The sequence below is a fragment of the uncultured Salegentibacter sp. genome (assembly GCF_963972535.1).
Lineage (GTDB): Bacteria > Bacteroidota > Bacteroidia > Flavobacteriales > Flavobacteriaceae > Salegentibacter.
Map to the genome: position 1 here is coordinate 1 of NZ_CAXAVR010000020.1, position 13,797 is coordinate 13,797.

Here is a 13,797-nt window from a genome sequence, read left to right on the forward strand (position 1 = left end):
CACCAACATCTACTTTTTTCTTCTCAAGATCTTTATAAACTTTAAAGAAATGTTCAATTTCTTTAACCATGTGACCGTTCAATTCATTTAGATCATTCAATCTATTCCAAATAGGATCTGAAACCGGTACACAAATAATTTTCTCATCGGGTCCTTTTTCATCGGCCATATGGAAAACACCAATTGGCTTAACTTCCATTACTACTCCTGGGAAAGTTGGTTCACTAACCAACACCAGGACGTCTAATGGATCACTATCCTGCGCAAGGGTGTTTGGTATAAAACCGTAATCGGCCGGGTACATCATAGAAGAAAAGATCATCCTGTCGTAACGGACTTTCTTTAGCTCAAAATCGTACTCATATTTGTTTCTACTCCCCTTTGGGATCTCTATTAATACATCAAAACTTTCTGACATTTTTCTTTCTTTTTTCTCATTTAAGGGCGGCAAATATAGTGAAAATCAATATTAATTCGGCGTATTTAGAAGTGAAAACCAAAGGAAGCTGTTACCGCAAAAGACCGCGACTCTGGAACATCAAAATAATTTCCTCTAAAATGGGCTTCAATACTTAGAAATTTAAGAATATTTCCTATTCCTATGCTATACTCATAATATGGTGCTTTATCTGGTGCCCGCAGCGGAATTCCAGACGCATTTAAAGCTTTATTTTCTTCTGAAATCTCTCCCCAAACCGCTCTGGCGCCTACCAATTCCCGTAAATTCAATTCTCGTAAAAGCGGAATTCGAGCAAATAATCGTCCATTGAAATTATGATCAAAATGCGCAGAAACATAAGTATCGGTTACAAATTCATAGAAATTAAGCACAGGAAATGAATTATACATAGCGAAATAAGTTTGGTTTCCCGGCACCACGTTTAGAAGTCCCAACGGAACTTCACCAAAGGTTTTTCCTGCTTCCAAACTGGCATTAGCTCTCCCAAACCCTCCAATCTTAAGTGGCTGATCGTAAAAAAACTGCACCTTCTTGTAATCAAAATCGCTATTTAATACGTTTTTTAAGCCCAAGGTGTAATTAAAGAAAAAGGTAGGAAATTCCTCTTCGTTTACTACATTTCGTTCAACTCCAAATCCAGAAGTTTGCCTGCCGGGAGTATAGGTGAAAATGGTAGAAATTTCGGTTTGTTTTATGGTTGAAGCAGTTTCAGTTTGAGCTTCATTAGTATAATAATCTAAACTAAATGCCGGGGATGCCGAACTTAACTCGCGGTAAGAAGCACCAAACCGGACATTAAAATTATACCAGGGCTCAATTTCAAGATTTACGGTACTTAAATCTATATTACTTAATTTATCATTATCGCCCACGCTTACCAAACCAGATGATGCCAAACTGCGACCTAAAACATCTGTAGTATTATTGGTTAAACTTGCCCCCAGTTGTTCTATATCACGTCTTTTTCCGCCAGAAATAATTAAACGTGCCCTGGAATCTAAAAGCCATTTCCCAGAAATCCCATATTTAAATTTATCATCTTTAAAACCATAGGCTAGATAACCTTCAATTCGCCAGGGATCGTGCTGGCCAAAATAAGTTCTACCGCCCACACGGGTTCTAAATCCTTCTACCTGATTATAGTCGAATAAAGAATAAACAGGACCAAAATCCCAGCCGTTAAATTCTACATAACCAGATTCTGCGATGGTGGCGATATCGTAAATTCTATTAAAGGCGGGGACTTTGGTTAAGCTATCCAGCATCACATAAATATCTTCTTCTTCCTTATTTAGCTCTTCCAAACGATTTTCTTTCCAAAATTCTTTGTCCCGTTTATAGACCTCTTCGTTGAATTTATAAGTTCGCTTATCGTAAAAGTCTTCTGCTTTCTTTATGTTGAATTGATATTCATCAAAAACCCGGGTACGTTTTGCGTAAACTCCTTTTGAACTTTCTTTCTTGGTTAATGAGAAATTAGCCTGGAAATAATCTTTGGAAATCAGAAAAACCGAATCGTTAAGCACCTCAAATTCCTGCTCTATATACAGCTCCTTTACCCAGTTTATATTGGCATCGCGGGAAGCTTCAAGATTTATTTTCTTCACCGCCCAGGTAGTATCGTTTACCCAAAAATCTCCTTTAAAAGTTAATTCGTTCTCACGACGCGGATAATAAATTATATTGTAACACCATTTATCTTCTATATACGTACTATCGCTCAATACATAATTGTAGTTGTTGATGCCTGTTGTAGAAAGCGGACTTACAAAACTCTTATCAAAAACCTTGATATAGTTGTTGTAGACATTATACTCATCATACACATCTTTTACCGCAGCAATTAGGTTTTGATTTTGCTCAAAACCAGAATTCTTATTTCCCAAGAGATCTTCGCGTTCTTCATTTTCAATATTATCGCCATAAACCTTAGAAACCGATTCGTTAATAAAAACAGGCAAAATAGTTTTTCCCGAAATTCTATTAGTATCAGAATAGTCAAAAATGAATTCCATTCCATTAAAAACCGGGTTTTTCACTACAGAGCTATCAATCCCGTCTAAATCGAATTCCAGCTTTTCATATTTTTTATACTCATATTGTTTAAAAGCAGAAACCCCATTATCGCGTTTATTTTCCCATATCTTTTTTAGAATATCTATAGCGGGATTATTCTTTTTTGAAGTTTTCCCCCTAACTATTTTTACTTCACTAAGACTGGAAGCCTCTTCCTGTAATTCAATTTCAAGAGATAGATTGGTTTTTTGCTGAAGCGGGATTATTTCAGTTTTATAGCCTATAAAAGAAATTTTGAGTTCGGTATGGTTATTTTCACTCTGTAAATAGAACTTCCCGTTTTCACCCGAAGTGGTTCCTTCCGAAGAATTATTAAAGATCACATTTACAAATGGAAGCGCTTCGCCGTTTTGGTCTTTAACCACGCCGCCAACTTTGGTTTGTGCCATAAGCATGGTACAGCACATTAATAAGAATAGGGAAAGAAAATTTGCTTTCGTCATCTTCATTCTTCAGGGCAAAAAAAAACTTCACCGAATCAGCATCCGATGAAGTTTCAAATTTATAAGGATTTTCTATCTATTTGTAAGTTTGTTCCAAAAATGGAATTACTCACAGACTTATAATTAACTGACTGTTTATTACTAATTTTTGCGTCCAGCTTCATGCTGGTTTAGTCAATATACATAACCTGCTTCACTGCTTTAATAACATCGTCGCTGTTTGGCAACCATTCTTTAAGCAATACAGGAGAATAAGGTGCCGGAGTATCGGCAGTGTTTATTTTTACAATTGGCGCATCTAAATAATCAAAAGCCTTAGACTGTACCTGATAAGTAATTTCAGTTGAAATATTTCCAAATGGCCATGCTTCTTCTAAAATTACCAAACGATTGGTTTTCTTAACCGATTCGATAATGGCTTCGTGATCCATTGGACGAATTGTTCTAAGATCTATGATCTCACAAGAAATATCGTCTTCCGCTAATTTATCAGCTGCCTTGTAAGCTTCTTTTATAATTTTTCCGAAAGAAACAATTGTTACATCGCTACCTTCTCTTTTAATATCGGCTTTACCAATTTCAATTACATACTCATCTTCAGGAACTTCTCCTTTATCACCATACATTTGCTCGCTTTCCATAAAGATCACAGGATCGTCATCTCTAATTGCAGCTTTAAGCAAACCTTTAGCATCGTAAGGATTAGAAGGAACAATAACTTTTAAACCCGGGCAATTAGCAAACCAGCTTTCAAAAGCCTGCGAGTGCGTTGCACCTAACTGACCTGCTGAAGCGGTTGGGCCTCTAAAAACGATGGGGATATTAAACTGCCCACCACTCATTTGGCGCATTTTGGCCGCATTGTTTATTATCTGGTCAATTCCAACTAAAGAGAAGTTAAAGGTCATAAATTCAATGATTGGCCTGTTACCATTCATTGCTGAACCTACTCCAATTCCCGAAAATCCAAGTTCAGCAATTGGGGTATCTATCACGCGCTCAGGGCCAAACTCGTCCAACATACCTTTAGAGGCTTTGTAAGCACCATTATATTCTGCTACTTCCTCGCCCATTAAATAAATAGACTCGTCTTTTCGCATCTCTTCGCTCATCGCTTGCTGAACGGCTTCCCTAAATTGAATTGTCTTCATTATATGCTATACTATTTATATATCTTGAAAGAACAAAAATAGTAATTCAATAAAGTTTTCACCACTAATAATCCACAAAAATTTGCAAGCAGGCTATATCAATTAAAAATACACGCCTTTCAATTAATAAATAAGGAATTTTACTATTATTTTATGCTGTTAAATTATATTATTTGCTGTTTATTTAAGAATTCAATAAAATTTAAAGAATTAAAATTCCTGAAATTTATTATGCGTGCATAGCATTTTCTGAATTAAATTATGTAACTTCGTAAACGAAATCGTTATAAATTTAAAAAACTCGCTATAATGAAAATATTAGTATGTATTAGTCATGTTCCTGATACTACCTCAAAAATCAATTTTACCGACGGCGATTCGAAATTCGATACCAACGGAGTGAATTTTGTAATTAACCCAAATGATGAATTCGGACTTACCCGTGCCATGTGGTTTAAAGAAAAACAAGGCGCAAGTGTAGATGTAGTAAATGTAGGTGGCGCTGAAACTGAACCAACTTTAAGAAAAGCCCTGGCTATTGGAGCGGATAATGCTATAAGAGTAAATACTCCTGCAACCGATGGTTTCCAGGTAGCAAAACAATTGGCAAAAGTTGCTAAAGAAGGTGGTTACGACCTTATAATCGCCGGCCGCGAATCTATTGACTATAATGGTGGAATGGTACCGGGAATGCTTGCCGCAATTCTTGACGCTAATTTCATTAACACCTGTATTAGTTTAGAAGTTGAAGGTGATAAAGCTACAGCAATTAGAGAAATAGATGGTGGTAAAGAAACCTTAACCGCTTCCCTTCCATTAGTAATTGGAGGACAAAAAGGTTTGGTTGAAGAGAGCGATCTTAAGATTCCAAATATGCGTGGAATTATGCAGGCCCGTAAAAAGCCGCTTAATGTTGTAGAACCCGATGAGGCAACTACTCACACCGAAGCTGTGAAGTTTGAAAAACCAGCTCCAAAAGGAGATGTAAAACTGGTAGATCCTGAAAATCTTGATGAATTGATAGATTTACTTCACAACGAAGCCAAAGCGATATAAATTAGAAAATAAGATTTCCGCCTTTACTGAAATAAATGTGGAAAGGAGTATAAAATAGATTTCCGCCTGCGCGGGAATGACAAAAAAACAAATAATATGTCAGTTTTAATATATACAGAAACCGAAGATGGCAAGTTTAAAAAAGCTGCTTTTGAAGTTGCTTCTTACGCAAAAGAAGTAGCCGGCGGTGATGAAGTAGTTGCAGTAAGTTTTAACGCTACTGATGCTTCTGAACTTGGAAAATATGGTGTTAGCAAAGTGCTTAACATCCAAAACGATAAATTAAGTAAATTCAATGCTGAAGCTTATGCTGATGCCTTGACACAAGCCGCAAAGAAAGAAGGAAGCAAAATAGTTGTGGTAAGCCAAAGCGCGAACAGCAAATATGTGGCTCCACTTTTAGCCGTGCATTTAGAAGCTGGTTATGCTTCTAACGTAATGGCAGCACCAGAAAGCACAGATCCTTTTACAGTAAAAAGAAGTGCTTTTACCAATAAAGCTTTCAACTTTACCAAAATCACTACAGATATTAAGATCGTGGGATTATCTCAAAATGCTTTCGGCTTAAAAGAAAATGCAGGAGATGCTACTGTTGAAGATTTTTCACCAGAATTAAAAGAAGGTGACTTTACTGTAAATGTAGAATCGGTAGATAAAGCAAAAGACAAGGTAACAATTGCCGATGCGGAGATCGTAGTTTCTGGTGGCCGCGGACTTAAAGGTCCGGAAAACTGGGGAATGATAGAAGAAATGGCCGATATTCTTGGCGCAGCTACCGCTTGTTCTAAACCTGTTAGTGATATGGGTTGGAGACCGCACAGCGAACACGTTGGGCAAACAGGAAAACCTGTAGCTTCTAACCTTTATATTGCTGTGGGAATTTCTGGCGCTATTCAACATTTAGCCGGAATTAACGCTGCCAAGACTAAAGTAGTGATTAACAACGATCCTGAAGCACCTTTCTTTAAGGCCGCAGATTACGGGGTAGTTGGTGATGCTTTTGAGATCGTACCTAAGCTAAACGAAAAACTAAAGGAATTTAAAGCGAAAAACGCATAATTTTTATAACTTGCACCCCTTAAAAGGGCTGTCTAAATACGGTGAAAGTCCTGCTTTAGACAGCCTTTTTTAATTGATGATATATGAGTTTAGTGCGCCTTAATATAAAAGGAATTTCTTATAGTCAAACCCAGAACGGAGCTTACGCTTTAATCTTAAGCGAGGTAGAGGGAGAACGTAAACTCCCCATTGTTATTGGAGCTTTTGAAGCGCAATCTATCGCGATTGCCCTGGAAAAAGAGATTAAACCTCCCCGCCCCTTAACCCACGACCTTTTTAAAAATTTTGCCGACAGGTTTGAGATCACCGTTAAACAGGTAATTATTCATAAACTGGTAGATGGAGTTTTTTACTCCAGCCTTATTTGCGAACGCGATAAGATTGAAGAAATTATTGATGCGCGTACCAGCGATGCTATTGCTCTAGCGCTAAGGTTTGATGCTCCTATTTTTACTTATAAAAACATTCTTGATAAAGCTGGAATCTTCCTGAAAGGAGATGAAGCAGAACAGGAAGCCGCCGAAAAGCAGGAAGAAGAAATAATTTCAGAAGAATTACTTCCAGATGATATTGATATAAAATCTGACGACACCAATTACAAAAAATTATCTTTAGACGAACTAAAAACTTTGCTCTCCCAGGCCGTAAATAATGAAGATTACGAAAAAGCGGCACGTATACGGGACGAAATCTCCAAACGCAAATAATGCCCGACTTTATGAATAAAACCTGGTTTTGCCTGATTTTAGTTCTATTTAGTGTGACCAGCACTTTTTCTCAAGACATTTCAAAAACCTGGACTTTAGACCAGGACCAGCAGGAATCTGCACAGGAAAACTTTATTAATGGCAACACCTTAAACTTAGACGAGGGAATATTTAGCATCATTAAAACCGATGATACGCTTGCCAGAGGAAATTATATTTTTCAAAATAAACTGCTCGTATTATTTTACAACACTCCTAAGGATAGTATTGTAAATTATCGTGTTTCTACTCTTACAGATTCTAGCCTGGCAATTAACCACGCCAATAAAGAATTTCATTTTAAGGATACCTCATTTAATGATCCAAAAGAGGTAATTCCGGCACCAATGGTAAAAGAAATGATTCCCAGTGCGGGACTTTCAGTTAGCAGTATTGCCCGTGGAGCTTTAGGAATGCTCACCTTGCTTATTATCGCTTTCTTATTCAGTAATAATCGTAAAGCCATAAACTGGAAAACGATTGGTATTGGTCTTGGAGCCCAATTATTATTAGCAATTGGAGTTCTAAAAATTACTTTTATCCAGAATATATTTGAATTCGTAGGAAATATCTTCGTGCTAATCCTTGATTTTACCGCGGCAGGAAGTGAATTTCTTCTCGGGGGAATGATGGATGTTGATAGTTTCGGCTTTATTTTCCTTTTCCAGGTTTTACCCACCATTATTTTCTTTTCAGCATTAACCTCAGTGCTATTTTACCTGGGCGTTATCCAGATTGTAGTAAAGGGAATGGCGATGATCCTTACCCGATTATTAGGAATTTCGGGAGCCGAAAGTTTAAGTGTGGCCGGGAATATCTTCCTGGGACAAACCGAAGCACCACTTATGATTAAAGCTTACCTGGAACGAATGAATCGTTCTGAAATTTTGCTGGTAATGATTGGTGGTATGGCAACAGTTGCCGGTGGTGTACTCGCCGCGTATATTGGTTTTCTAGGTGGTGACGATCCCGAACTTAGACTTCAATTTGCAAAACACCTATTGGCAGCATCAGTAATGGCGGCGCCGGGAGCGATTGTAGTTTCCAAAATATTATACCCGCAACAGAATAAAATTAATACTAACGTTGATGTTTCTTCAGATAAAATTGGCTCCAATATTCTTGATGCCATTGCCAACGGAACTACGGAAGGTTTAAAACTTGCCGCCAATGTAGCAGCAATGCTTTTAGTATTTATTGCATTTATAGCGATGATTAATTATATATTGAACTGGACAGGTTCCTGGACGGGTATAAATGCATTTTTAGCTGAAAACACCCCATATTCAGGGTTTTCTCTGGAAGCTATTTTAGGAACTATTTTCGCTCCTTTAATGTGGCTTATTGGCGTTGCAAAAGAAGATATGATGCTTATGGGACAATTGCTGGGAATTAAACTAGCCGCAAGTGAATTTGTAGGTTATGTTCAACTGGCCGATCTTAAAAATACCGCAAACGCGCTTAGCCTTACCTACGAAAAATCGGTAATTATGGCGACATATATGCTATGCGGATTTGCAAACTTTGCATCAATAGGAATCCAAATTGGAGGGATTGGCTCGCTAGCACCAGGGCAAAGAAAAACTTTATCTGAATTTGGGATGAAAGCTTTAATTGGCGGAACTATTGCATCGCTACTTTCGGCAACAATCGCCGGAATGATCATTGGATAATTTATAAAAATACCTTTCAGAATTTTATTTGAGAAGCTTTTGCTATTTTAGCAAAACTAATCTTCTGCACCCTAAACTTATGAAACAATATCACGAGCTTTTACAACATATTTTAGATAACGGAACCGATAAAGGCGATAGAACCGGCACGGGCACAAGGAGTATTTTTGGTCATCAATTAAGGTTTGACCTTGGCGAAGGTTTCCCAATGGTTACTACCAAGAAACTGCATTTAAAATCTATTATTTATGAATTGCTGTGGTTTTTAAAAGGTGATACTAACGTACAGTACCTACAGGAAAACGGCGTTAGAATTTGGAATGAATGGGCCGATGAAAATGGTGATTTGGGCCCTGTTTACGGTAAGCAATGGCGTAATTGGAATGGCGAAGAAATAGACCAGATTAAAGAAATTATTGAAACCCTGAAAAAGAATCCCAATAGCAGGAGAATGTTGGTTTCTGCCTGGAATCCTTCTGTACTGCCAGATTCTTCAAAATCTTTTTCAGAAAATGTAGCTAACGGAAAAGCAGCACTTCCGCCCTGCCACGCGTTTTTCCAGTTTTATGTAGCAGATGGAAAATTATCCCTTCAGCTTTATCAAAGAAGCGCCGATGTTTTCCTTGGGGTACCTTTCAATATAGCTTCTTACGCGCTTTTAACAATGATGATGGCGCAGGTTTGCGGTTATGAAGCAGGCGATTTTATTCACACCTTTGGTGATGTTCATATTTACAGCAATCATATGGATCAGGTAAAATTGCAGCTTTCCAGGGAGCCAAGAGCCTTACCAACAATGAAAATAAATCCTGAAATAAAAAATATTTTTGATTTCGACTATAAAGATTTTAAATTAGAAGATTATAATCCGCATCCTGGCATAAAAGCAAAGGTGGCGGTATAACCCAAAATAATTTAATTAAAATTTTAAAGTTTATGAAAAAGTTAATGCTTATCGCATGTTTTGTAATTGGAGGCTTAACCAGTGCCAAGGCACAACAAACTTCGCCGGTTTGGCCCGGTTGTGAAGACGCCGAAGACGTAAAAGCCTGTTTTAATCAAAAACTATCACAACACGTGAGAGAAAATTACGAATACCCGCAAACCGAGGACGGTGATTATATTCGCGGAAAAGTAAAGATCTCTTTTACAATTACTGAAGAAGGTAAAGCAGTAGTAAATTCGGTTGACGGTCCTGAACCTAAAGTAAACGCTGCCGCTAAGAAAATGATAGAAAAAATTCCTGATATGGAACCGGGAACTTTACAGGGCGAACCAGACGACCGCAATTTTACCGTTCCTTTTAATTTCTAGAAAAACAGTAAGGAAACCCACATCCCCCAAGCTATGAAAAAATTAATGTTTTGCTTCTTTCTTTTAACCGGCAGTTTTGCATTTGCTCAAGACGATGTAAATGTAGAAGGAAATACGGTTACCGTACGAGAAAAAGCACCGGTATGGCCTGGGTGTGAAAGCAGTGAAGACCTAAAAAACTGTTTCAACCAAAAATTAATGGAACACGTTAAAAACAATTATAAATACCCAAGAAATGATAAAGGGGAATTTATAAGAGGAAAGGTTGTAGTAAAAATGCACGTAGACGAAGAAGGGAAAACGGTGGTAAATTCTGTAAAAGGTGATCAAAAACCGGTAATCGCAGCTGTAGAAAATATGCTGAAAAAGATTCCCGAAATGAAACCGGGAACCCGTGGAGGAAAACCTACAAAAATAAGTTACACCCTTCCATTAAATCTATAGTAAGCAAGTTATACTTTAACTTGGCCTTAACTAGCGTTGGTTTCAGACCGAAAGAAAAAATTGTAAATTTGAGTGGTACCCAAAAAAGTACCACTCTTTTTTATGCTGTCACAAGAACAATTACTCGATTTTTTTAAGAAAACCAGGGCACATTCTGAATTGATTTGTTCCTTTCTGGAAACCGAAGATTATGTGGTACAACCTATAGAAGATGTTTCTCCCCCCAAATGGCACCTTGGCCATACCACATGGTTTTTTGAAGAATTTGTTTTAAAACCCAATGTTAAGAATTATAAACTTTTTGATAAGAATTCAGCCTACGTTTTTAATAGTTATTACGAAAGTGTTGGCGATAAGGTAATTCGTACCAATCGGGGAAATTTATCACGTCCCACCGTTGCCTGGGTTTATGAGTACCGAAACTATGTATCAAAGGCAATGCAGAAATTTTTAAAAGAAGAGAAAATTTCAGAAGAACTTTGCGGGGTAGTAGAAATTGGTTGCCACCACGAAAAACAACACCAGGAACTTTTATTAACCGATATTAAATATATCCTCGGGAATAATCCATTATTTCCTGAATATAACGATCAATTTAAAGAGAATCCTATCCAGGATTTTAAACAAGAATGGATTTCGATTTCTGAAGGCGTTTACGAAGTTGGCCATAAAACCGATGATTTCTGCTACGACAATGAACAGGGCGTTCACAAGGTTTATTTAAACGATTACCAGATTTCGAACAAATTGGTTACCAATGCCGAGTTTATAGAATTTATAGAAGCCGGAGCTTATAAAGATGTTTTGCTTTGGCACGCCGAAGGTTGGGATTGGGTAAACAATAACAATATTGAAGCGCCATTTTACTGGCATAAAATAGATGGAGAGTGGCATCAATATACATTAAACGGACTTACAAAACTGGTGCCTGAAGCCCCACTAAGTCACATTTCATATTTTGAAGCTTTTGCATTTGCCCAATGGAAAAATTTAAGATTACCAACCGAATTTGAATGGGAAACCGCACAGCAATATTTTAACTGGGGCACCCGCTGGGAATGGACAGAGAGCGCTTATTCCCCCTACCCTAATTACACTAAACCCAAAGGTGCACTTGGCGAATACAATGGTAAATTCATGGTAAGCCAAAAAGTGCTTCGCGGTTCTTCAGTTGCCACATCACCAAATCATTCCCGCCCTACTTATCGCAATTTTTTTCATCCACATTTACGCTGGCAATTCACCGGCTTAAGATTGGCTAAATAACCAACAAATTTAAATGAAAACCACACCAACCACATTTCAGTCGGCTTTTGAAGAAGACGTGTACAAAGGCCTAACCAGCTTTCCAAAATATTTACTTTCAAAATATATTTATGATGAAAAAGGAGATAAACTTTTTCAGCAAATAATGGCAATGCCAGAATATTATCTCACTAATTGCGAGTTAAATATTCTGAAAAAACATAAGTCGGCTATTGCTGAAATCATCAATAAAAAAGGCGGATTTGACCTTATTGAACTCGGCGCCGGAGACGGCAAGAAAACCAAAGTTTTATTGAAAGAACTGGTAGACAAGGAATACGATTTTAATTATTTACCTATTGATATTAGCCAAAGTGTTTTGAAGGAGCTGGAAAACTCTTTAAAAAACGAAATACCAGAAGTGAGTGTTAAAATCCAACAGGGCACCTATTTTAAAACCCTGGAAAACCTGGCCGATTATAGTAGCCGCAGGAAGATAATTTTAGTTTTAGGCTCTAATATTGGTAATCTTTTACACGAAAACGCCATTGAATTTCTTCGGAATATTCAGGAAGCAATGTCATCAGAAGATATGCTTTTTATGGGCTTTGATCAGAAAAAAGACCCTCAGAAAATATTAGATGCTTATAACGACGCAGCCGGAATTACGGAAGCTTTTAATAAAAATTTATTGAACCGAATCAATAAAGAATTAGATGCAAATTTTAATCCTGATAATTTTATTCACTGGGAAACTTACGATCCTGAAAGTGGTACTGCAAAAAGCTACCTGGTTAGCAAGGAGAATCAAAAAGTGGCTATAAATAAACTGGATTTAGAAGTAAGTTTTGATGCCTGGGAAAGTATTCATACCGAAATTTCACAAAAATACGATGATGCAGTGGTCGAGTGGCTGGCAAAAGAAGCCGGATTAGAAATCCAAACCAGTTTTGAGGATAGTAATAAATATTATAAAAATTATATTTTCAGGAAAAAAGTATAAAAAATTCAGATCCCAAAATTCCTCAATTCCTTTAAAAGCAAATTCAGCTCATTTTCAGTATTAAAATAATGAAAACTCACGCGTATTCCTTCTCCGCGTTGTGATGTAATAATTTGTTTGCTTCTTAGGTATTCAAACAATTTATTGTTGCCTTTTATATTAAAGATAGAAGAATGTTCAGCGCGATTTACCACGCTTTCTTCCAGGAGATTCATTTTGGTAAATTCAGATTTAGCTTTCCTGCTTAAAGCCTTAATTCTCGATGAAATTTCACCTATTCCTATCTTTTTAATCAGTTTTAAAGCTTCGGCCAAACTTCCATAATTCAGCGTATCCTGGTGGCCGGGCTCAAACTTTCCTATAAAATTTCCCTCGTGAGCTTTGTATTTTCCCTGTAAAGAACCAAAACCTAAAGCTTTTGGAGCAATCTTTCCTTCCACTTCTTTTTTAAAGAGCATAAATGCATTTCCATACCCGGCGTTTAGCCATTTATAGGTGCTGCAAATTAGAATATCAATAGCACTCTCATTAAAATTATAAGCTTCAGTGCCGCAAAACTGGGTTCCATCGGCTATAAATAATGTTTCAGGATATTCCTTTTTTAGATTTTGAAGAAATTCCAGGTCTATTTTAATTCCGTTAATGTATTGTACGACGCTAAAAGCAAAGAAATCGGGTTGCTGTTTCTCGAAAGCTTCAGCGATATTTTTCTCTAGACTTTCATTAATTTCAGCATAAGATATTTCAAAATCCCTGGATTCTACGGCCCAGTTTAGCGACGGATAATCATTTTTAACCAGTAGTGCTTTTTGAGGTTTTTCAAGCCCTTCCAGCAAAGTATTAAATCCGTAAGAGAAATTGGGCACTAAAGCCACCTGTGCATGTGGGCATCCAAAAGTTTCGCCAACAAGCTCCCGGGTTTTGCTTAAAATCCCGGCTTGCTTCTCTTTAAAAACGCTTGCTCCAAGAAGAAAATCTAAATCGTGATTTTGCCTGAATTCCCAAACCGCTTCCGGCAATAATCCCGAAGCCGCGGTATTTAAATAGGTATATTGTTCTAAAACCGGAAAGCCTTTTCTTAAATTCTCCATTTTCCTCTACGAATTGTTAACAAAAACTGTAAATTT

13 protein-coding genes are annotated in these 13,797 nt (G+C 37.2%); 9 read left to right on the forward strand and 4 right to left on the reverse strand.

The features are described from left to right. The 3 genes from AACZ30_RS04420 to AACZ30_RS04430 form a co-directional block, all read right to left on the reverse strand. Window positions 1-418: inorganic diphosphatase (locus AACZ30_RS04420; RefSeq protein WP_339647946.1), on the reverse strand; the 418-nt coding region annotated here is incomplete at its 3' end. A gap of 65 nt (window positions 419-483) precedes the next feature. Next, window positions 484-2,979: a DUF5686 family protein gene (locus tag AACZ30_RS04425; RefSeq protein WP_339647948.1), complete on the reverse strand. Its 2,496-nt coding sequence runs from the start codon at window positions 2,977-2,979 to the stop codon at window positions 484-486. Between the two features lie 170 nt (window positions 2,980-3,149). Continuing rightward, window positions 3,150-4,130 carry a pyruvate dehydrogenase complex E1 component subunit beta gene (locus AACZ30_RS04430; RefSeq protein ID WP_339647950.1) on the reverse strand — a complete coding sequence of 327 codons (981 nt, stop codon included), beginning with the start codon at window positions 4,128-4,130 and terminating at the stop codon, window positions 3,150-3,152. Between the two features lie 309 nt (window positions 4,131-4,439). On the opposite strand from AACZ30_RS04430, the gene AACZ30_RS04435 reads away from it, so the two are divergent. The 9 genes from AACZ30_RS04435 to egtD all read left to right on the forward strand — a co-directional run bounded on the left by AACZ30_RS04435 (window position 4,440) and on the right by egtD (window position 12,670). Further along, a complete protein-coding gene (locus AACZ30_RS04435) occupies window positions 4,440-5,186 on the forward strand; it encodes an electron transfer flavoprotein subunit beta/FixA family protein (protein ID WP_208222794.1) in 747 nt (248 codons plus the stop codon). 96 nt (window positions 5,187-5,282) lie between these two features. After that, window positions 5,283-6,245 (forward strand): electron transfer flavoprotein subunit alpha/FixB family protein, encoded by a 963-nt coding sequence (locus tag AACZ30_RS04440; protein ID WP_339647953.1) that lies wholly within the window; start codon window positions 5,283-5,285, stop codon window positions 6,243-6,245. Between the two features lie 83 nt (window positions 6,246-6,328). Continuing rightward, on the forward strand, window positions 6,329-6,952 hold the full coding sequence (locus AACZ30_RS04445) for a bifunctional nuclease family protein (protein ID WP_093302808.1): 624 nt from the start codon (window positions 6,329-6,331) through the stop codon (window positions 6,950-6,952). Between the two features lie 11 nt (window positions 6,953-6,963). Further along, window positions 6,964-8,664: a nucleoside transporter C-terminal domain-containing protein gene (locus AACZ30_RS04450; RefSeq protein ID WP_075327846.1), complete on the forward strand. Its 1,701-nt coding sequence runs from the start codon at window positions 6,964-6,966 to the stop codon at window positions 8,662-8,664. Between the two features lie 79 nt (window positions 8,665-8,743). Beyond that, the gene (locus AACZ30_RS04455) at window positions 8,744-9,568 is read left to right on the forward strand and encodes a thymidylate synthase (protein WP_286760895.1); all 825 of its coding nucleotides are present in this window, start codon (window positions 8,744-8,746) and stop codon (window positions 9,566-9,568) included. Window positions 9,569-9,600: 32 nt separating this feature from the next. Continuing rightward, on the forward strand, window positions 9,601-9,978 hold the full coding sequence (locus AACZ30_RS04460) for an energy transducer TonB (RefSeq protein WP_339647956.1): 378 nt from the start codon (window positions 9,601-9,603) through the stop codon (window positions 9,976-9,978). Between the two features lie 33 nt (window positions 9,979-10,011). Further along, window positions 10,012-10,422: an energy transducer TonB gene (locus AACZ30_RS04465; protein ID WP_075324836.1), complete on the forward strand. Its 411-nt coding sequence runs from the start codon at window positions 10,012-10,014 to the stop codon at window positions 10,420-10,422. A 102-nt stretch (window positions 10,423-10,524) separates the two neighbouring features. Next, on the forward strand, window positions 10,525-11,688 hold the full coding sequence (gene egtB, locus AACZ30_RS04470) for an ergothioneine biosynthesis protein EgtB (RefSeq protein ID WP_093302805.1): 1,164 nt from the start codon (window positions 10,525-10,527) through the stop codon (window positions 11,686-11,688). A gap of 13 nt (window positions 11,689-11,701) precedes the next feature. Then, complete coding sequence (egtD, locus tag AACZ30_RS04475) at window positions 11,702-12,670, forward strand: L-histidine N(alpha)-methyltransferase (RefSeq protein ID WP_093302803.1); 969 nt, start codon at window positions 11,702-11,704, stop codon at window positions 12,668-12,670. A 5-nt stretch (window positions 12,671-12,675) separates the two neighbouring features. Here egtD and AACZ30_RS04480 read toward each other — a convergent pair whose 3' ends face one another. Then, a complete protein-coding gene (locus AACZ30_RS04480; RefSeq protein WP_339647957.1) occupies window positions 12,676-13,761 on the reverse strand; it encodes an aminotransferase class V-fold PLP-dependent enzyme in 1,086 nt (361 codons plus the stop codon). Window positions 13,762-13,797: the final 36 nt, after the last annotated feature.